This is a genomic window from Pseudomonas sp. Z4-20, from assembly GCF_051131955.1.
Taxonomy (GTDB): Bacteria; Pseudomonadota; Gammaproteobacteria; order Pseudomonadales; family Pseudomonadaceae; genus Aquipseudomonas; species Aquipseudomonas marvdashtae.
In genome coordinates this window covers 766849-786887 of sequence record NZ_CP071641.1, presented here as the reverse complement: position 1 = coordinate 786887, position 20039 = coordinate 766849, and the positions used below count along the sequence as shown (strand labels likewise).

The 20039-nt window shown below is 63.0% G+C and carries 19 protein-coding genes; 10 read left to right on the top strand and 9 right to left on the bottom strand.

What is annotated here, in order from left to right; translation table 11 throughout:
- Window positions 1-70 precede the first annotated feature (70 nt).
- Both nadD and J3P82_RS03745 read right to left on the bottom strand, forming a co-directional pair.
- Complete coding sequence (gene nadD / locus J3P82_RS03750; RefSeq protein ID WP_434560808.1) at window positions 71-742, bottom strand: nicotinate-nucleotide adenylyltransferase; 672 nt, start codon at window positions 740-742, stop codon at window positions 71-73.
- 28 nt (window positions 743-770) lie between these two features.
- A complete protein-coding gene (locus J3P82_RS03745) occupies window positions 771-2042 on the bottom strand; it encodes a glutamate-5-semialdehyde dehydrogenase (protein WP_434560806.1) in 1272 nt (423 codons plus the stop codon).
- A 198-nt stretch (window positions 2043-2240) separates the two neighbouring features.
- Here J3P82_RS03745 and J3P82_RS03740 point away from each other — a divergent pair, with 198 nt between their 5' ends.
- Together J3P82_RS03740 and J3P82_RS03735 are read left to right on the top strand one after the other, a co-directional pair.
- Window positions 2241-2921, top strand: coding sequence for a DNA-3-methyladenine glycosylase (locus J3P82_RS03740; protein ID WP_434560804.1), 681 nt, complete (start codon window positions 2241-2243; stop codon window positions 2919-2921).
- 61 nt (window positions 2922-2982) lie between these two features.
- Window positions 2983-4299, top strand: a complete 1317-nt coding sequence (locus tag J3P82_RS03735; protein WP_434560802.1) for a bifunctional DedA family/phosphatase PAP2 family protein — start codon at window positions 2983-2985, stop codon at window positions 4297-4299.
- A gap of 18 nt (window positions 4300-4317) precedes the next feature.
- Here J3P82_RS03735 and J3P82_RS03730 read toward each other — a convergent pair whose 3' ends face one another.
- From J3P82_RS03730 to J3P82_RS03720, 3 genes are read right to left on the bottom strand one after another with little or no spacing between them, the layout of a single operon-like run.
- The gene (locus J3P82_RS03730) at window positions 4318-4908 is read right to left on the bottom strand and encodes an LON peptidase substrate-binding domain-containing protein (protein ID WP_434560800.1); all 591 of its coding nucleotides are present in this window, start codon (window positions 4906-4908) and stop codon (window positions 4318-4320) included.
- Between the two features lie 10 nt (window positions 4909-4918).
- Window positions 4919-5635, bottom strand: coding sequence for an LrgB family protein (locus tag J3P82_RS03725; RefSeq protein WP_434560798.1), 717 nt, complete (start codon window positions 5633-5635; stop codon window positions 4919-4921).
- A complete protein-coding gene (locus J3P82_RS03720; protein WP_434560796.1) occupies window positions 5632-5997 on the bottom strand; it encodes a CidA/LrgA family protein in 366 nt (121 codons plus the stop codon). Before J3P82_RS03720 ends, J3P82_RS03725 begins: the two co-directional genes overlap by 4 nt.
- Before the next feature lie 189 nt (window positions 5998-6186).
- Here J3P82_RS03720 and J3P82_RS03715 point away from each other — a divergent pair, with 189 nt between their 5' ends.
- From J3P82_RS03715 to J3P82_RS03705, 3 genes are all read left to right on the top strand, one after another.
- Window positions 6187-6642: a MaoC family dehydratase gene (locus J3P82_RS03715; protein WP_434560794.1), complete on the top strand. Its 456-nt coding sequence runs from the start codon at window positions 6187-6189 to the stop codon at window positions 6640-6642.
- Window positions 6643-6735: 93 nt separating this feature from the next.
- Window positions 6736-8454, top strand: coding sequence for a C13 family peptidase (locus J3P82_RS03710; protein WP_434560792.1), 1719 nt, complete (start codon window positions 6736-6738; stop codon window positions 8452-8454).
- A gap of 27 nt (window positions 8455-8481) precedes the next feature.
- The gene (locus J3P82_RS03705; protein ID WP_434560790.1) at window positions 8482-9123 is read left to right on the top strand and encodes an oxidoreductase; all 642 of its coding nucleotides are present in this window, start codon (window positions 8482-8484) and stop codon (window positions 9121-9123) included.
- Between the two features lie 157 nt (window positions 9124-9280).
- Here the strand turns inward: J3P82_RS03705 and J3P82_RS03700 are convergent, their stop codons facing one another.
- From J3P82_RS03700 to J3P82_RS03685, 4 genes are all read right to left on the bottom strand, one after another.
- Window positions 9281-9565, bottom strand: coding sequence for a YceK/YidQ family lipoprotein (locus tag J3P82_RS03700; protein WP_434560788.1), 285 nt, complete (start codon window positions 9563-9565; stop codon window positions 9281-9283).
- A complete protein-coding gene (ubiX, locus tag J3P82_RS03695) occupies window positions 9558-10190 on the bottom strand; it encodes a flavin prenyltransferase UbiX (protein ID WP_217860410.1) in 633 nt (210 codons plus the stop codon). The genes J3P82_RS03700 and ubiX overlap by 8 nt, the downstream gene beginning before the upstream one ends.
- Window positions 10187-11536, bottom strand: coding sequence for a UDP-N-acetylmuramate:L-alanyl-gamma-D-glutamyl-meso-diaminopimelate ligase (gene mpl / locus J3P82_RS03690; RefSeq protein ID WP_434560786.1), 1350 nt, complete (start codon window positions 11534-11536; stop codon window positions 10187-10189). The genes ubiX and mpl overlap by 4 nt, the downstream gene beginning before the upstream one ends.
- A 138-nt stretch (window positions 11537-11674) precedes the next feature.
- A complete protein-coding gene (locus J3P82_RS03685) occupies window positions 11675-13579 on the bottom strand; it encodes a sigma-54-dependent Fis family transcriptional regulator (RefSeq protein ID WP_434560784.1) in 1905 nt (634 codons plus the stop codon).
- A 474-nt stretch (window positions 13580-14053) separates the two neighbouring features.
- On the opposite strand from J3P82_RS03685, the gene exaC reads away from it, so the two are divergent.
- The 5 genes from exaC (at window position 14054) to J3P82_RS03660 (ending at window position 19978) form a co-directional block, all read left to right on the top strand.
- The gene (gene exaC, locus J3P82_RS03680) at window positions 14054-15574 is read left to right on the top strand and encodes an acetaldehyde dehydrogenase ExaC (protein WP_434560782.1); all 1521 of its coding nucleotides are present in this window, start codon (window positions 14054-14056) and stop codon (window positions 15572-15574) included.
- Between the two features lie 99 nt (window positions 15575-15673).
- A complete protein-coding gene (gene eat / locus J3P82_RS03675; protein ID WP_434560778.1) occupies window positions 15674-17122 on the top strand; it encodes an ethanolamine permease in 1449 nt (482 codons plus the stop codon).
- Window positions 17123-17179: 57 nt separating this feature from the next.
- Complete coding sequence (locus J3P82_RS03670) at window positions 17180-18574, top strand: ethanolamine ammonia-lyase subunit EutB (protein ID WP_434560776.1); 1395 nt, start codon at window positions 17180-17182, stop codon at window positions 18572-18574.
- 11 nt (window positions 18575-18585) lie between these two features.
- The gene (gene eutC, locus J3P82_RS03665; protein WP_434560774.1) at window positions 18586-19410 is read left to right on the top strand and encodes an ethanolamine ammonia-lyase subunit EutC; all 825 of its coding nucleotides are present in this window, start codon (window positions 18586-18588) and stop codon (window positions 19408-19410) included.
- A 106-nt stretch (window positions 19411-19516) separates the two neighbouring features.
- Complete coding sequence (locus J3P82_RS03660) at window positions 19517-19978, top strand: GNAT family N-acetyltransferase (protein WP_053214645.1); 462 nt, start codon at window positions 19517-19519, stop codon at window positions 19976-19978.
- The last annotated feature ends 61 nt before the right edge of the window (window positions 19979-20039 follow it).

The following is a 20039-nucleotide window of genomic DNA, read 5'->3' as shown; positions in this document are numbered from 1 at the left end:
ATAAAACTCGTTTTGCTCATGTTCGGGCGCTTCGGTACACGTTGATTCGTGTCGGCGAAGCACACCTTGTTCAGTTCGACGCACGGTACAGACCGTGCGCATCGATGTAGGCCAGGACCGCGTCGGGCACCAGGAAACGTACCGACTTACCGCTGGCCAGCAGTTGACGGATCTGGGTGGCGGATACCGCGAGCGGTGTCTGCCAGACGAATGCAATCTGTCCGCTCGGCCCCTTGAGGGCCAGCGGGTCGCTCACCGAGCGCGCCGCCAGCAGGTTGCGCAAGGCATCCGGCGGTTCGCTGTCGGCATCCGGGCGTTGCAGCACCAGGATGTGGCAATGCTGGAGCAACTCTTCCCAGCGATGCCAAGTGGGCAGGCCGCAAAATGCGTCCCAGCCCAGAAGCAGGAAAACCTGGGCATCGGCGGCCAGTTCGGCGCGCATCAGCTCCAGGGTGTCAATGGTGTAGGACGGCTTGTCCCGCTGCAATTCTCGGGCGTCCACCACCAACGGCGCCACACCGGCCACCGCGCACTCGACCATCGCCAGGCGGTCTTGCGCCGACACCTGCGGCGTATCCCGATGAGGTGGCCGGGCGCTCGGCGTCAGGCGCAGCTCATCGAGGCCCAGGGCATCGGCGACTTCCAGTGCACCGCGCAGATGGCCGATGTGCACCGGGTCGAACGTGCCGCCCAGGATACCGATGCGCTTTGACGCGGTCGCCGTCACAGCGGTCGTAGTCATAGAGGCCAGTGGGTCGAGGTCGCCCAAGTCAGACCGGCTCCTGGCCGCGCAGCTGGCCGTCACCGACCACAATGTACTTTTCGCACGTCAGGCCTTCGAGGCCCACCGGGCCGCGGGCGTGCAGCTTATCAGTAGAAATGCCGATCTCGGCACCCAATCCATATTCGAAGCCATCGGCGAAGCAAGTCGGGGTGTTGATCATCACCGACGCCGAGTCCACTTCGGCCACGAAACGCCGGGTTTCACCCTGGTGTTCGCTGACGATGGAGTCGGTGTGGTGGGAGCCATGGCGATTGATGTGCTCGATCGCCTGGTCGAGCCCGTCGACCACGCGGATCGACAGGATCGGCGCCAGGTACTCGGTGTCCCAGTCTTCCTCGGTGGCGACCGCCGCGTCGATGATCGTCCGGGTCCGCTCGCAGCCGCGCAGCTCGACGCCTTTTTCGCGAAACTGGGCGGCCATCGATGGCAGGAAATCGCTGGCAACAGCCTGGTCCACCAGCAGGGTTTCCATCGCGCCGCAGATACCGTAGCGGTAGGTCTTGGCGTTGAAGGCGATGCGCTGGGCTTTCGGCAGCTCGGCGTGGGCACTGACGTAGACGTGGCAGATGCCGTCCAGATGCTTGATCACCGGCACGCGGGCGTCGCGGCTGACCCGCTCGATCAGCCCCTTGCCGCCGCGCGGCACGATGACGTCGACGAACTCGGGCATGGTGATCAGCGCGCCGACTGCCGCGCGATCGGTGGTTTCCACCACTTGCACCACCGCCGCCGGCAGATCGGCTTCAGCCAGGCCGCGCTGGATGCAGGCGGCGATAGCACGGTTGGAATGAATCGCCTCGGAGCCACCGCGCAGGATGGTCGCGTTACCGGACTTCAAGCACAGGCTCGCGGCGTCGATGGTCACGTTCGGCCGCGACTCGTAGATGATCCCGACCACGCCCAGGGGCACGCGCATCTTGCCGACCTGGATACCCGACGGCCGATAGCTCATGTCGCGGATCGCCCCGACCGGGTCCGGCAGGGCCGCGACCTGACGCAGACCGACGATCATGCCGTCGATACGCGCCGGAGTCAGCGCCAGGCGCTCGAGCATCGCCGGCTCCAGACCATTGGCCCGGCCAGCGGCCAGGTCCAGTTCGTTGGCGGCGGACAACTCGGCGCGCGCAGCATCCAGCGCATTGGCGGCGGCCTGCAGGGCGCGGTTTTTCTGCGCGGTGCTGGCACGGCCGATGATGCGCGACGCTTCGCGAGCGGCGCGACCCAAGCGGGTCATGTAGTCAAGAACGGACTCAGTCATGGTCTGTGTGGTCTTGGCAAAGAGGAAAGCGGCAGATTATAGCTGTCGTAACCCTCGACTAACAGCATGGACTCGCAGCGGTGACCGGCGGAGGAGCAAAACCGGCATTAATCGCAGGTATTCCCGTGAATGTTCAGCGGTAATTAAGCTTTCCGTTGTTATCATCGCGCTATCTTTGGCCCTACTCCGTTCCTCGCCATGACCGATTCGCCAACCACGCCCATTGCCTTGCCCCACGCTTTTTTTGATCGCGACGCCCAAGTACTTGCCCAGGATCTGCTGGGCAAGGTCATTCGCCACAAAGTCGGTGACGTGTGGCTCAGCGCGCGAATCATCGAGACCGAAGCGTATTACTTCGCTGAGAAAGGCAGCCATGCCTCCCTGGGCTATACGGAAAAACGCAGGGCTTTGTTTCTGGATGGCGGCCACATCTATATGTACTACGCCCGCGGCGGCGATTCGCTGAACTTCAGCGCCCAAGGCCCGGGCAACGCGGTGTTGATCAAATCGGCGTATCCCTGGGTCGACGCCACCAGCGGCCCGGCGAGCCTGGCGCAGATGCTGCTCAACAACCCCGACGCCCAGGGCCGACCACGCACACCGCAAAAGCTTTGTGCCGGGCAGACCTTGCTGTGCAAGGCGCTGGGGCTGAAAGTGCCGGACTGGGACGCGAAGCGCTTCGACCCCGAACGGTTGCTGGTGGAAGATGTGGGCGTGCCGACGGTCAATGTGATCCAGACCACTCGTTTGGGCATCCCACTGGGACGGGACGAAGACCTGCTCTATCGCTTCGTCGATGCCGCCTACGCGCCGTGGTGCACCCGCAATCCGCTGCGGCGCGGCCAGGTCGAGGGCCGTGATTATTTTTTGCTTGCCTGAACGCAGTACCGCTCCCTGACAAAAATTGCATGCCGCTTGAATAAACAATGGAGTTGTCTTTATGGGCCCATGGCTCGATAGCATTACCGGCTGGCTGACTGTAAATCCCCAATGGCTGGCGGTGGCGGTGTTCGTCGTCGCTTGCGTGGAATGCCTGGCCATCGCCGGGCTGATCGTACCGGGCACGGTGCTGTTGTTCGCGATTGCGGTGCTGGCCGGCAGCGGTGCGTTGTCCTTGGGCGAAACGTTGCTGCTGGGGCTTCTAGGGGGACTGCTCGGGGATCTGGTGTCGTACTTGCTGGGCCGGCATTTCCACCAGAACATCCGGCGCCTGCCGGGGCTGCGGCACCATCCGGAATGGATGAGCGCGGCGGAGAGCTACTTCCAACGCTACGGCATCGCCAGCCTGCTGGTGGGGCGCTTTATCGGACCGCTGCGGCCAATGCTGCCGATGGTGGCCGGGATGTGCGATATGCCGTTCCTGCGCTTCGCCGCTGTCAGCCTGGTCGCGGCGGCAGGCTGGACCGTGGCGTACCTGCTGCCGGGCTGGGCCACCGGAGCGGCGTTCCGCCTGCCGCTGCCCGAAGGTTTCTGGCCACAGGCCGGTGTCGTCATCGGCAGCATCGCCGTGATGCTTGGACTCAGCGTCAACAGCAGCCTGCGTCGCCATCGCCACGCCTCGGCGATCATCGCGGTGGTTGGCCTGGCGATCCTGATCGGCCTGTTTATCGGTTTTCGCTACCTGACGGCGTTCGACCAAGGCCTGATGGCCCTGGTCCAGGAGCATCGCAGCGCGACGATGGACGAGATCGCCGTGACCTTTACGCTGATCGGCGAATTTCGCTACATGCTGATTGTCTGCAGCCTGGTGACCGGGTTGCTGCTGTTGGCACGACAATGGCGGCAGGCAATCTTTGCCGGCGGCACAATGCTGCTTACCGCCCTGGCCAACACCGGCTTCAAGCTGTTCTTCGCCCGCGTGCGCCCTGAAATCCTGAGCGAACCCTTGACCAGCTACAGCATGCCCAGCGGCCACGCTTCCGGCGCCTTTGCGCTGTTCCTGGCCCTGGCGATACTGGCCGGGCGCGGCCAACCGCCACGCCTGCGCTTGACCTGGCTGTTGCTCGGCTCGTTGCCGGCGCTGGCCATTGCCTTGTCGCGGGTGTACCTCGGTGCCCACTGGCCGAGCGATGTCGTCGCCGGCGCCGTGCTCGCCGCCACCGTCTGCGCCGCTGTCCTGTGGCTGAGCCAGCGCCAGGAGCCGCTTCGCGCCATGTCGCCAAAAGTCTGGTGGCTAGTCCTCCCGGCACTGATGGCGGCGTTCAGCTTCTTCGCCCTGCGGCATTTGCCCCACGCGATGTTGCGGTATGCCTATTGATGCATCGGCGCAGTCGTGTCAGGCGAACAACTCACCCTGTAATTCATCGAGCAAGGCCTGGATCGCATCCAGGCGCTGCTGGGGATCGTCGAGTTGCAGCAGGTCGATCTTGTCCAGTTCGTTGAACGGCAGCAGATAGGCCAGTTGATTGGCCAGCGATTGCTGGCCGGTCGCTTCGGTGCCCATGTTCAGCGCTTCGACCATGGGGTGTTCGGCCAGGGCCTTGAGCAAGGCGACCAGATCGGCGTCCTCATCCTGTAGCGGTTGCTCCGGCTCGTCTTCGAGCCACTCGACCTGAGCCACGGTGAGTTGATCGGCCTGGACGCTGCTGTTGTGCACCAGGAAACGTCGTGCGCCCTGCACGCGAATACCCAACAGGCCATTCTCTTGCTGGGAAAAGTCGGTGATCAGCGCTTCACAACCCACCCGCGCATAGCCGTCAGGCGCGATGCCGACTTCCTCGCCGTCGAGGATGCAGACCACGCCGAAGCCTTCGCCCTTTTTCATGCAACGCCCGATCATGTCCAGGTAACGCGCCTCGAAGATCTGCAGATCGAGGGTGCAACCGGGGAACAGTACGGTGTTCAACGGGAACAGCGGCAAGCTCATAACCCATTCCTTAAACAGTCATCGACACCACCAGCGGCAGCACCACCGCCGTGGCCACGCCCATCAGACTCATCGCCAGTGCCGCGAAGGCGCCCGACTCCTCGCTTTCCTGCAACGCCACCGACGTACCTACCGCATGGGCGGTCAGGCCCAGGGCCATGCCACGGGCCTCAGGACTGTGGACCCCCAATCGGGACAAAATGCTCGGGCCCAGAATCGCCCCGAGCACGCCCGTGATCAACACGAACACCGCCGCCATCGCTGCCACGCCGCCGATCTGCTCGGCCACCAGCATGGCGATCGGCGACGTCACGGACTTGGGCGCCATGGTCATCAGAATCATGTGTTCGGCACCTAATGCCCAGCCCAGTACCACCGCAGAACCGGTGGCGAACACTCCGCCTATCACCAGCGTAGTAAAAATCGGCCAGAACAATTGACGGATTCGTCGCAGGTTCAAATACAACGGCACCGCCAGCGCCACCGTGGCGGGACCCAGCAGAATGCTGAGTATCTCGGTGCTCTTGCGGTATTCGGCGTAGCTGATGCCGCAGCCGACCAGCACAGCGATCAACAGCAGCATCGACATCAATACCGGTTGCAGGAACACCCAGCGGGTTTTTTCGAACGCCGCCAAGACCAGTTGATAAGCGCCCAGGGTAATGCCGATGCCGAACAGCGGATGATGGATCACCGAAGTCCAGGCGCCCTGCCAATCGAACATCATTGGGCGTCCTCCGGCTCGACACTGTGACGCCGGGACAGGCGCTGCATCAGCACGCCCGTCAACGCCACGGACAGGATCAAGGACAACACCAGTGCACCGACAATCGCCCAGAAATCGGCGGCAATTGCCCGGGCATACACCATCACCCCCACCGCCGGCGGCACCAGCAGCAACGGCAGATAACGCAGCAGGCTGCTGGCGGCCAGGTTCAACGGCTCGCTGACTTCGCCGCGCGTGATCAGGTAGCCCAGCAACAGCAGCAGGCCAATGATCGGCCCCGGCAGGATTGGCAGGAATAAATGATTCAAGGCGGTGCCCAGCAATTGGAACAGCACCAGCCAGGTCAGGCCCCGTAACAACATCCGCTCTTCCCCCTGCAACACTTACTCAAAGAATGCGCCGGCATTATAAGCACGCCGGCGCTATGGTTCGGCATTCGTAAAAAGCATGGTCGATGACCTTCCCGGCGCGCCATGTTGATCTACAGTGATTCCCGGGGGCGCAGCCCCCCGTTCCAAAAAAACAGGACAGATGAACCAAGGAGAGCCTCAATGCCCTACGTTCCAGTTGCAGAGCTTAAAGATTATGTCGGCAAGGAACTTGGACGTTCCGACTGGCTGACCATCGACCAGGACCGCATCAACCTGTTCGCCGAAGCCACCGGCGACTTCCAGTTCATCCATGTCGACCCGGTCAAGGCCGCGCAGACCCCGTTCGGCAGCACCATCGCCCACGGGTTCCTGTCGCTGTCGCTGATGCCCAAATTGATGGAAGACATCCTGATCCTGCCCGAGGGCGTGAAAATGGTCGTCAACTACGGGCTGGACAGCGTGCGTTTCATCCAACCGGTGAAAGTCGACTCCAAGGTCCGCCTCAAGGTCGACCTGTTGGACGTCACCGAGAAAAAACCCGGCCAATGGCTGCTCAAGGCCATCGCCACCCTGGAAATCGAAGGGTCGGAAAAACCGGCCTATATTGCCGAGCCGCTGTCGCTCTGCTTCGTGTAAACCCCCGCGGTCGCGAAACCGCTCATGCAGTTTCGCATCGCTTCAACGCGCATAGCTGCGGCATACTCGTCGCCTGATTACTTGGATCCCGTTATGCGCGCACTAGTCCCCCTGACTCTGGCCCTCTTGCTCACCGCTTGTGGCGACGGCGAATCGCTGTTGCCCCCCGACGCGCGCCTGCCCGACGGCGGGCGCTATCGCGGCGATCTGGTGGATGGGCTCTTGCAAGGCCAGGGCCGCATCGATTACCCCAACGGCAGCTGGTACGCCGGCCAATTCGACAAAGGCCAGTGGCATGGCACCGGGGAATGGCATGGCAGCAATGGCGAAGTCTATCGCGGCCAATTCCAGCAAGGTCTGTTCCACGGCCAGGGCAGCCTGACCACACCGACCAGCAGCTACAGCGGCGGTTTCAAGCTGGGCCGGCGGGACGGCGAAGGGACGCTCAAGGAAAACGGCATGACCTACCGGGGCGAGTTCAAGGCCGACCGCTACTCCGGTCTTGGACGCCTGGAGCTGGACGACGGCAGCCAGTACCAGGGCCCCTTCGCCAACGGCAAGCCCAACGGTGAAGGCCAGCGTTTCGATGCCAGCGGTAACCAGTTCACCGGGCACTTCGTCGACGGCCAGCTCCAGGGCAAGGGCACCTTCAACAGCGCCGATGGCGACGTTTATGTCGGCGGCTTCAGGAACAACCAACTCAACGGTCGCGGTCGCTACGAAAATGCCGATGGCGACGTCTGGATCGGCCAGTTCAATGACGGCGCGCTGACCGGCAAGGGCGAGTTGATTGGCGCCGACGGCAGCCATTACCGCGGCCGCTTCAATGAATGGCGCTTCACCGGTGAGGGGCGCCTCAACCTGCCCGATGGCAGCTTCTACGTCGGCCAGTTCGAAGCCGACAGCTACCACGGGCGCGGCACCCTGGTGCTGACCGACGGCACTGTGCAAAGCGGCACCTGGGCCAACGGCCAGCGGATACGCGACGCCGACGGCAAGCTGCTGCCGGACGTCCTTGAACTCGGCGTCCTGGCCCAAGGCCGGCTGCTGGACGATGCCCTCGCCAACATCCCGGCCTCGACCCCGGCCGTGGAGCTGTACAGCTTGACCCTGGGCGGCGACGGCAAGCAAAGCGTGTTCCTGCGCGAATCCGACTATGTCGCCAACATGCTCGCCAGCCGTTTCAACGCGTTTGGCCAGATCCGACTGGTGAACCACCGCGATCACCTCGGCGATCGACCCATGGCCAGCCGTGAAAGCCTGCGCCGTGCCGCCGCTACCCTGGCCGAGCGCAGCGGCCCGGAAGACCTGATCTTCATCTACCTGACCAGCCACGGCACCAGCGAGCATGAATTGGTGCTCGATCAACCACGCATGGAACTGGCCGACCTGCCCGCCGACGAGCTGGCCGTGGTCCTGGCGCCGCTGAAGAATCGCGACAAGATCGTGGTGATTTCAGCCTGTTATTCCGGCGGTTTCATTCCGGCCCTGAAGAATGAGCGCACGCTGGTCATGACCGCGTCCCGGGCTGACCGGGTGTCTTTTGGCTGCTCCGAAGAAGCCAACTTCACCTATTTCGGCGACGCCCTGTTTGCCCAGGCGCTGAACCAGACCGACGACCTGGAACAAGCCTTCAAGCTCGCCAAGGGCATCGTTGCCGAACGGGAGCAGGCGGACAACTTCGAAGCCTCGGAGCCGCAGATCTGGGCGCCCCGGACCGTGCTGTCCCACTGGCAATTGCTGCGCAAGCAACAGGCGCGAAAAGCGTTGCAAAGTGCTGCACTGAACGACGAGCGTAAAAAGAGCAACTAAGCTGAACCGTATCAAGGGGGAAACACTATGTACTTGACGCCTCAGCATGTTTTGCTCGCCGGCGCGACCGGATTGACCGGGGAACATCTACTGGACCGGCTGCTCAACGAGCCGACCATTACTCGGGTACTGGCGCCTTCCCGCCGGCCATTGGCCGAGCATCCGCACTTGGAGAATCCGGTCGGGGAACCGGCCGAGGTGCTGCCAAGATTGGACGGCCCAGTCGATATCGCCTTCTGCTGCCTTGGCACGACGATCAAGAAAGCCGGCTCCGAACAGGCCTTCCGGGCGGTGGACCTGGACCTGGTGGTGGCCTTCGCCAAACGCGCCCGCGAACTGGGCGCGCGGCACCTGATCGTGGTCAGCGCCCTGAATGCCGATGCGAAATCATCGATTTTCTACAACCGGGTCAAAGGCGAAATGGAAGAAGCCCTGACTGCCCAGGACTGGCCGCAATTGACCATTTGCCGCCCTTCCCTGTTGTTGGGCGACCGCGTCGAACCGCGCCTGGCCGAACAGCTGGCCGGCCCCTTGTCCAAGCTGATCCCGGGCAAGTACCACGGCATCGAAGCCTGCCAACTGGCCAGGGCCATGTGGCGCCTGGCGCTGGAAGAAGAGGATGGGGTGCGGGTGGTGGAGTCGGATGAGTTGCGCAAGCTGGGTAAATAACCTGCTGCCCAGGCCAATGCGATCATTGTGGCGAGGGAGCTTGCTCCCGCTCGACTGCGCAGCAGTCGCCCTCGGATTTGGATCAGCCCAAGAAGCTTAGGGCCGCTTCGCGCCCCAGCGGGAGCAAGCTCCCTCGCCACGGGGTTCCAGGCGTCTGTTACATGCCGCCCGTCGCCTGAAACCCCACGCCAATCACCGTCAACAACGACAGCGGCAACAACAGCGTGTCGAGCAACGCACTACCCGGCAGATCCACACCCGGATAACTCGGCGCCTCGGCACCAAAGCGGTCCTTGGCGCAGCAACCACCGTTCAGGGCGTATAGATCCAGGCGCGTGCCCGCGTATACCACCGGCGCACCCGGCTTGGCGGCGTCGAGGGTGCGGGCGGTGGCGCAGCCGGTCAGTTGCAGCGCCAGCAGCACGATCAGCAGCTTATTCATCACTGCTCAAATGATGCTCGCCCCAGCGCGGCAACATGTCTTGGGGGATGTTCAGCAGATTGAGAATCCGCGCGACGACGAAATCGATCAAGTCGTCGATGGTCTGCGGCTGGTGATAGAAACCCGGCGAGGCCGGCAGGATGGTCACGCCCATGTTCGACAGCTTGAGCATGTGCTCAAGGTGAATGCTCGAATACGGCGCTTCCCGCGGTACGAGGATCAACTGGCGGCGCTCCTTCAGCGTGACGTCCGCGGCGCGCTCGATCAGGTTGTTGCAAGCCCCGGTGGCAATCGCCGACAGCGTCCCGGTGGAACACGGCACCACCACCATGGCCGCCGGCGCACCGGAACCCGAAGCCACCGGCGACATCCAGTCTTCCTTGCCGTACACGCGAATCTGCCCCGCCGCCGCACCGGTGTATTCGGTGAGGAAGGCCTGCATCATCTGAGTCTTGGGTGGCAGGGTGACGTCGGTCTCGGTGGCCATCACCAGTTGCGCGGCCTTGGAGATCAGGAAGTGCACCTCGCGGTCTTCGCGCACCAGGCAATCGAGCAAGCGCAAGCCATACTGGGCGCCGGACGCACCGGTCATCGCCAGCGTGATGCGTTCGGGGCCATTGCTCATTTCAGTGCCTCGGCCAGTTTGCCGTGCAGGCCGCCGAAGCCGCCGTTGCTCATGATCACCACGCGAGTGCCGGGCTGGGCCTGGCTTTTCACACGCTCGATAATGCCTTCCAGAGAATCGCTGACAATCGACGGCACCGTGCACAGCGCAGCGGTCGCTGCGAGGTCCCAGCCCAGGTTGGCCGGTGCGTACCAGATGACTTGGTCGGCATCGACCACGCTTTCCGGCAGGCCGTCGCGGTGGGCGCCGAGCTTCATGGAGTTGGAACGCGGCTCGATGATGGCGATCAGCGGTGCATCGCCGATGCGCTTGCGCAGCCCGTCGAGGGTGGTCGCGATGGCCGTCGGGTGGTGGGCGAAATCGTCATAAATGATGATGCCGTTCACCTCGGCGACTTTTTCCATCCGCCGTTTCACGCTCTTGAACGCGCTCAACGCGGCGATGCCCATGGACGGCACCACGCCAACATGCCGAGCCGCCGCCAGGGTTGCCAAGGCGTTGGCGACGTTGTGCTGGCCGGTCATGTCCCACTCGACCACACCTTGGGACTGGCCCTCGAACATGACTTCGAACTGCGAACCATCGTCCTTGAGCAACTTCACCTGCCACTGACCGCCCGCGCCGGTGGTCTGCACCGGGGTCCAGCAGCCCATTTCGATGACCCGTTGCAGGGCTGGCTCGGTAGTGGGATGGATGACCAGGCCTTCGCTTGGGATCGTGCGCACCAAGTGATGGAACTGCCGCTCGATGGCCGGCAGATCGGGGAAAATGTCGGCATGATCGAACTCAAGATTGTTGAGGATCGCTGTACGCGGACGGTAGTGGACGAATTTCGAGCGTTTGTCGAAGAAGGCGCTGTCGTATTCATCAGCCTCGATCACGAAGAACGGCGTGCCGCCCAGGCGGGCCGACACCGAGAAATTCTGCGGCACGCCACCGATCAAGAAGCCCGGGCTCATGCCCGCGTGCTCCAACACCCAGGCGAGCATGCTGCTGGTGGTGGTCTTGCCGTGGGTACCGGCCACGGCCAGGACCCAACGACCCTGCAACACATGATCAGCCAGCCACTGCGGTCCGGACACGTACGGCAGGCCTTTGTTGAGCACGTATTCCACCGCCGGGTTGCCACGGGACATGGCGTTGCCGATCACCACCAGGTCCGGCGCCGGGTCCAGCTGCGCCGGGTCATAACCTTGGGTCAGCTCGATGCCCTGGGCTTCCAGCTGCGTGCTCATCGGCGGGTAGACGTTGGCGTCGGAGCCGGTCACGTGATGGCCCAGTTCCTTGGCCAAAACCGCCATCGAACCCATGAAAGTGCCGCAAATACCGAGAATATGGATGTGCATAGTCGACCTCGTAAAACATGGCCGCAGGTTAGCGTAGGGAGGGGGAAATCGCACCTTGTGTTTCGAACTTATCCGCGCCAGAACACCGCGGATTCCTGCTCGAGCACAGGTTTTTGTGGCGAGGGAGCAGTCCGTAGCTCAGCGGGCGATGACGTGTTTGCGCAGCTTGCGGTAAAGGGTATTGCGGCTGATCCCCAGTTGCTCCGCCGTATGGGTCATGTGCCAGCGCTGGCGCTCCAGTGCGTCGAGCAGCGCCAGGCGCTCGGCATCTTCCAGCGGCCGCTCCGCCACCGTTTCAACCACTGCAACCGGGCGCTGGCGAATCATCGCCGGCAAGTCCTCGAGCCCAATCCGCCCGCCATCGCACAGCGCGGCGAGGGTGCGCAGTACATTACGCAGTTGCCGCACGTTGCCCGGCCAATCGAAGCCCAGCAATGCCTGGCGCGCAGGTTCGTCGATGAACACGGTGTCAGCGCCGCTCTCCTCGGCCAGCAGGAAATCCAGCAGCTGGGCTTTATCGCTGCGCTCGCGCAACGCCGGCAATGGGATTTCCAAGCCATTGAGGCGGTAATACAAATCCTCGCGAAAACTGCCGTCCCGCACCCGGTCGAGCAACTGCCGGTGGGTGGCGCTGATGATGCGCACGTTCACCGCCTCGGGTTCGCCGCCGATGGGCACCACTTGGCGATCTTCCAGCACCCGCAGCAAACGGGTCTGCAAGGCCAGGGGCATGTCGCCGATTTCATCGAGGAACAGCGTGCCGCCATCGGCCTGTTGCAGCTTGCCGCGCATCCCTTCCTTGCGCGCGCCAGTGAAGCTGCCGCCGCGATAACCGAACAACTCGCTCTCGATCAGGCTTTCCGGAATGGCCGCGCAGTTGAGCGCGACGAAATTTTTCCCGGCGCGCTGGCTGGCGTGGTGCACGGCCTTGGCGAACGCCTCCTTGCCGGAGCCGGTTTCGCCGTGGATTAGCAGCGGCACGTCGCGCTCGAAGACCCGCAGCGCCTTGCGAAAATGCTCCTGCAACGCCGCATCCCCCAGGCAGATGCCCGGCAGGCGCGCGGGCTCGATGGCCTTGAGCTGCGGCGCGACCGGCACCGGCACGCTGCGCGGCTGCCCGCGCAACACGGCGAACAAATGCCGGCCATCACGGGTGCGCAGCGGCCAACTTGCACTCGCCTGGGCGCTGGCCCGGCCCAGTAACTCGTCCAGTGAGCAGTCGAAAAAATCCTCGACCCGCTGACCGAGCAAGCCGCCGCGAATGTGCCCAAGCAGGTTCAGCGCGCTCTGGTTGACTGCGCGGATCCGCCCTTCGCCGTCAAACGCCATCAGCCCTTCGCTGAACAGTCCCACGGACTCAGCCTGCAAATGAAAGCGCAGCAGCCACTGATTGTCGAAGCAACGGAGGAAATAGCAGCTCTCGATCATCTTCGCCGAGAGATTGACCAGGGCCATGGTGTGGAACTGGCTCTGGCGCGAGACATCTGGCCGGGCCGAGGACACGTCGAGCACCGCCAGCAACTCGCCGTGCGGGTCGAACACCGGGCTGGCCGAGCAGGTCAGCCCGGTGTGACGACCGCGAAAGTGTTCTTCCTGGTGGATGGTCAGGGCTTGGCGCTCCACCAGGCAGGTGCCGATGCCGTTGGTGCCTTCGCAGGCTTCGCTCCAGTCGGCGCCGAGCCAAAGGCCGGCCCGTTCGAAAATCTTGCGTTCGCTGGGGGCGGTGACACAGTTGAGGATCACGCCCCGGGCGTCGGTCAGCAGTACCGCATGGCCGGCGCCGGACAGTTGCTGGTGCAGGCTGGTCATTTCATTGCCGGCGATGTGCAGCACTTGCTGCAGGCGCTCGCGGCTTTCCAGCACCCGGCCATGCTCCAGCACCGTCGGCGCCAGGTTCTGGACCGGGTCGAGGTGATAGTCCTCAAGGCAGCGCAGCCAGGAACGGGCAATCGACGGATCGCTGCCAGGGCCTTGCAATTGGGCCTTGCCTTGGGTGACCGTCAGGACTTGCCGGGCATGGCGACTCAAACGGTTGCTGTGCATTTCTTATTGTTCTCCCCGAAGGACCTTTTGGACCTGCCGACACATTACCCCGTGGCGAGGGAGCTTGCTCCCGCTGGGCTGCGCAGCAGCCCCAAACCCTGAGTTTGCGGTGTATCAGGCTGAGTCGAGTTGGCTGCCTTGGGACCGCTTCGCGGTCCAGCGGGAGCAAGCTCCCTCGCCACAAAAGCGGTCCTTCCATGGCATCGCCGTCGGAGCCAGCATCCTCCAGCCCAGTAACCTTTGCAATGCTGGCGCGACCTGCCGGTCACAGACCGTCTCGCTAATGGTACAAACTGTCACACCCTGCGTATCGCAACCGTGACACAGCCCATCCGTTTGTCCGACCACCCCCTTCTAAAGCCTTGATTTCCGGGCCCCGCAAGGCAATGGCCCGACCTTTGCTCTAGGCTTTATTACCGGCGCTAAATTTTGCGCGGCCTCCCTTATAAGCACAAAAGCCAAGGAGAACTCATCATGCGTTACGCTCACCCCGGTACTGAAGGCGCCATCGTTTCGTTCAAGGCCAAATACGGTAACTACATCGGCGGCGAGTTCGTCGCGCCGGTCAAAGGTCGGTACTTCACCAACACTTCCCCGGTCAATGGCCAGCCCATTGCCGAATTCCCGCGTTCCACCGCCGAAGACATCGAAAAAGCCCTGGACGCCGCCCACGCCGCAGCCGATGCCTGGGGCGCCACGTCGGCCCAGGCGCGTTCGCTGGTCCTGCTGAAAATCGCCGACCGCATCGAAGCCAACCTTGAAGTGCTGGCGATCACCGAATCCTGGGACAACGGCAAGGCCGTGCGCGAAACCCTCAACGCCGACATCCCCCTGGCTGCCGACCACTTCCGCTACTTCGCCGGTTGCCTGCGGGCCCAGGAAGGCAGCGCCGCCGAGATCGACGGCAACACCGTGGCCTATCACATCCACGAACCGCTGGGCGTGGTCGGGCAGATCATCCCGTGGAACTTCCCGCTGCTGATGGCCGCCTGGAAACTCGCCCCGGCCCTGGCCGCCGGTAACTGCGTGGTGCTCAAGCCCGCCGAGCAAACTCCGCTGGGCATCTGCGTGCTCATGGAACTGATCGGCGACCTGCTGCCGCCGGGCGTGCTGAACGTGGTGCAAGGTTTCGGCAAAGAAGCCGGTGAAGCCCTCGCCACCAGCAAGCGCATCGCCAAGATCGCCTTCACCGGTTCCACCCCCGTCGGCTCGCACATCATGAAATGCGCCGCCGAAAACATCATCCCGTCCACCGTGGAATTGGGCGGCAAGTCGCCGAACATCTTCTTCGAAGACATCATGCAGGCCGAGCCGAGCTTCATCGAAAAAGCCGCCGAAGGCCTGGTGCTGGCGTTCTTCAACCAGGGCGAAGTCTGCACCTGCCCATCCCGCGCGCTGGTGCAGGAATCGATCTACGACGAATTCATGCAAGTGGTGATGAAAAAGATCCAGCAGATCAAGCGCGGCGACCCGCTGGACACCGACACCATGGTCGGCGCCCAGGCGTCCGAGCAGCAATTCGACAAGATCCTGTCCTACCTGGAAATCGCCAAGGGCGAAGGCGCCGAGCTGCTGACCGGCGGCAAGGTGGAAAAACTCGAGGGCAGCCTGGCGACCGGGTATTACATCCAGCCGACGTTGCTCAAGGGCACCAACAAGATGCGCGTGTTCCAGGAGGAAATCTTCGGCCCGGTGGTGAGCATCACCACCTTCAAGGACGAAGCCGAAGCCCTGGCGATCGCCAACGACACCGAGTTCGGCCTCGGCGCCGGCCTCTGGACCCGCGACATCAACCGCGCCTACCGCATGGGCCGGGCGATCAAGGCCGGTCGCGTCTGGACCAACTGCTACCACCTGTACCCGGCGCACGCCGCGTTCGGTGGCTACAAGAAGTCCGGCGTCGGGCGTGAGACGCACAAGATGATGCTCGACCATTACCAACAGACCAAAAACCTGCTGGTGAGCTACGACATCAATCCGTTGGGGTTTTTCTAAGTAAAAAAGGGCGAGGCAGTTCATGCTGCTTCGCCCTTCATAGCTATCGCGAGCTACCCCTCCCACAGGGCAAAAAACAATAAAAACAGGTAAACCCTTATGCCAAGCGATCAGGTAAATCCGCAACCGGCAACGTCCTCGGTCGACTTCGAAAAAGTCGGCTCCGAATATTTCCAACAACGCGAACTGAAAAAAGGCGCGGCGGGCTGGGTCCTGCTGGTGGGCCTCGGCGTGGCCTATGTCATTTCCGGTGACTACGCCGGCTGGAACTTCGGCCTGGCCCAGGGCGGCTGGGGCGGGATGTTCCTGGCCACGCTGCTGATGGCCGCGATGTACCTGTGCATGTGCTTTTCCCTCGCCGAGCTGTCTTCTATGATTCCCACCGCGGGCGGCGGCTACGGCTTTGCCCGCAGCGCATTCGGGCCTTGGGGCGGATTTCTCACGGGCACGGCGATCCTGATCGAGTACGCCATCGCCCCGGCGGCGATTGCCGTGTTCATCGGTGCTTATTGCCAATCGCTGTTCGGGATTGGCGGCTGGATGATCTACCTGGCGTTCTACATCGTCTTTATTGCCATCCACATATTCGGCGTCGGCGAAGCCCTCAAGCTGATGTTCATCATCACCGCCGTCGCCGCCCTGGCGCTGGGGGTTTTCCTGGTGGCGATGGTGCCGCACTTCGACGTCGCCAACCTGCTCGACATTCCCGTCACCGAGGCCGTGGGGGCCAGCTCGTTCCTGCCCTTCGGCTACGTTGGCGTGTGGGCGGCCATTCCGTACGCGATCTGGTTTTTCCTCGCCGTGGAAGGCGTGCCACTGGCGGCTGAAGAAACCAAGAACCCCAAGCGCGACCTGCCGCGTGGCCTGATCGGCGCGATGCTGGTGCTGGTGGCCTTCGCCTTGCTGATCCTGGTCATCGGTCCGGGCGGCGCCGGCTCCAATGCGCTGATGGCATCGGGCAACCCGTTGGTGGAAGCCCTGGCCAAGGCCTACGGCGGCTCGACCTGGATGGGCCACTTCGTCAACCTCGTCGGCCTGGCCGGTTTGATCGCCAGTTTCTTCTCGATCATCTACGCCTATTCGCGGCAGATCTTTGCCTTGTCCCGCGCCGGCTACCTGCCACGCAAACTCTCGGAAACCAATAAAAGCAAAGCGCCGGTACTGGCGCTGGTCATTCCCGGCATCATCGGTTTCGGCCTGTCCTTGACCGGCCAGGGCGACTTGCTGATTCTGGTGGCGGTGTTCGGCGCGACCATTTCCTACGTGCTGATGATGGCCGCGCACATCACCCTGCGCATCCGTCGCCCCAAAATGGACCGGCCATACCGCACGCCGGGCGGCATCTTCACCTCGGGCGTGGCGCTGGTGTTGGCGTGCATCGCCGTGGTGGCGGGCTTCCTGGTCGACCCTAGGGTGGTCATCGGTGCCGCGATCATCTATGGAGTGTTAATTGCTTACTTTGCCTTCTACAGTCGGCATCACTTGGTCGCAGGCACGCCCGAAGAGGAATTCGCGGCCATTCAAAAAGCCGAAGAAGCCTTGCACTAAGCCGTAACGTGCCGAAAACCACGGCGCCGCCCAGCGGCGCCGTCACGGAGAACCTGTATGGCCAGTTTTGCACACACGGTCGGCGCCCAGACCTACCGCTTCGACAGCCTCAAAGACCTGATGGCCAAGGCCAGCCCGGCGCGCTCCGGAGATTTCCTCGCCGAGATCGCAGCGCTCAACGATGGCGAGCGAGTGGCCGCACAAATGGCCTTGGCCGACCTGCCCCTCAGCCATTTCCTGCAAGAAATGCTGATTCCTTACGAGGATGACGAAGTCACCCGGCTGATCGTCGACACCCACGATAAACAGGCCTTCGCCACGGTCAGCCACCTCACCGTCGGCGGTTTTCGCGACTGGCTGCTCAGCGACGCCGCCGATGAACAGAGCCTGCGAGCACTGGCCCCCGGCCTGACGCCGGAAATGGTCGCCGCCGTGTCGAAAATCATGCGCGTGCAGGATCTGGTGCTGGTGGCGCAGAAAATCCGTGTGGTCACCCGGTTCCGCGGCACCCTCGGCCTGCGCGGACGCTTGTCCACACGCCTGCAACCGAATCACCCCACCGACGAACCGGCCGGGATCGCCGCGAGCATCCTCGACGGCCTGCTCTTCGGCAACGGCGACGCCATGATCGGCATCAACCCGGCCACCGACAGCACCGCGTCGATCTGCGCGATGCTGGAAATGCTCGACGCCATCATCCAGCGCTACGACATCCCCACCCAGGGCTGCGTGCTCACCCACGTCACCACCTCCATCGAAGCGGCGAACCGCGGCGTGCCCCTGGATTTGGTGTTCCAATCCATCGCCGGTACCGAAGCGGCCAACGCCAGTTTCGGCATCAGCCTGAGCGTCTTGAAAGAAGGCTACGACGCCGGGCTCAGCCTGAACCGCGGCACCCTCGGCAACAACCTGATGTACTTCGAAACCGGCCAGGGCAGCGCGTTGTCGGCCAACGCCCACCACAGCGTCGATCAACAAACCTGCGAAACCCGGGCCTACGCCGTCGCGCGACATTTCAACCCCTTCCTGGTGAACACAGTCGTAGGCTTCATCGGCCCGGAATACCTCTACAACGGCAAACAGATCATCCGCGCCGGCCTCGAGGACCACTTCTGCGGCAAGTTGCTCGGCGTGCCGATGGGTTGCGACATCTGCTACACCAACCACGCCGAGGCCGACCAGGACGACATGGACACCCTGCTGACCCTGCTGGGCGTGGCCGGGATCAACTTCATCATGGGCATCCCCGGCTCTGACGACATCATGCTCAACTACCAGACCACCTCGTTTCACGACGCCCTCTACGCCCGCCAGACCCTGGGCCTGAAACCGGCGCCGGAGTTCGAAACCTGGCTGGCGAACATGGGCATCTTCACCCAGGCCGATGGCCGGGTGCGGTTCGGCGACAACCTGCCTCCGGCGTTCCGTCACGCCCTCGCGCATTTGGGATAAGAGACCTGTCCATGGATAAAACACCTGTCGATCCACAAAACCCTTGGCTGAACCTGCGCAACCTGACCCCGGCGCGCATCGCCCTGGGCCGCACCGGCACCAGCCTGCCGACCTCGGCACAACTGGACTTCCAGTTTGCCCACGCCCAGGCCCGCGATGCGGTGCACCTGGCGTTCGATCATCAGGGCATCCGTGCACAGTTAACCGAACGCGGCCGTGAAAGCCTGCTGCTGCACAGCGCCGCGGCCGACCGCCACAGCTATCTACAACGCCCGGACCTGGGCCGACGGCTCGACGAGGCTTCGGTGCAAACCCTACAGGACTACGCGATGGCTCATCCGGGCGGCGTGGATTTGGCCATCGTCGTGGCTGATGGCTTGTCGGCGCTGGCGGTGCATCGGCATACCTTGCCATTCCTGGCGCGGCTGGAAGAACAGATCGCTGCTGAAGGCTGGTCGGTGTCGCCCATCGTTTTGGTGGAGCAAGGCCGCGTCGCCGTGGCCGATGAAGTGGCCGAACGGCTCGGTGCCAAGATGTCGGTGATCCTGATCGGCGAACGTCCCGGCTTGAGCTCTCCGGACAGCCTTGGGCTGTATTTCACCTACGCACCCAAGGTCGGCCTGAACGATGCGTATCGCAACTGCATCTCCAATGTCCGCCTCGAAGGTTTGAGCTACGGCATGGCGGCCCATCGCCTGATCTACCTGATGCGCGAGGCCTGTCGCCGACAGCTTTCGGGAGTCAATCTGAAGGACGAAGCCCAGCTTCACACTCTAGAGGCGGAAAATGGTGCCGATATGAAAGGTAATTTCCTACTGGCGCCGCCCCCAAGCTGATCCTGATTTGCAATTGCGCTTTCGATCCGCTTTCAGGCAGCATCTTGGCACGGCGGTCCGACGTTGTTGTCAGACTTGATGTCGACCTTTGCAGACGAGACCTACCATGCGGATTATCCAAGCGACGCTGGAACACCTGGACCTGCTGACCCCATTGTTCGTCAAATACCGGGAATTCTACGGCTCGCTGCCCTACCCGGACTCGTCCCGGGCGTTCCTGGAAAAACGCCTGCGCCGCAAGGAATCGGTCATCTACCTGGCCCTGCCGGATGACGACGACAGCCGATTGCTGGGATTCTGCCAGCTCTACCCAAGCTACTCGTCGCTATCGCTCAAGCGCGTGTGGATCCTCAACGACATCTACGTCGCCGAAGACGCCCGCCGCCAACTCGTCGCCGACAACCTGATCCGCACCGCGAAAAAAATGGCCAAGGAAACCAACGCCGTGCGCATGCGCGTCTCCACCAGCAGCAACAACGAAGTCGCGCAGAAAACCTACGAATCGATCGGCTTCAAGGAAGACACCGAGTTCAAGAACTACGTGCTGCCGATCAGCGAAGGGCTTTGAGCCCTGTGGCTTAGTGAACCTCTGTGGCTGAGTGAAACCCTTGCTCCCGCTGGGCTGCGCA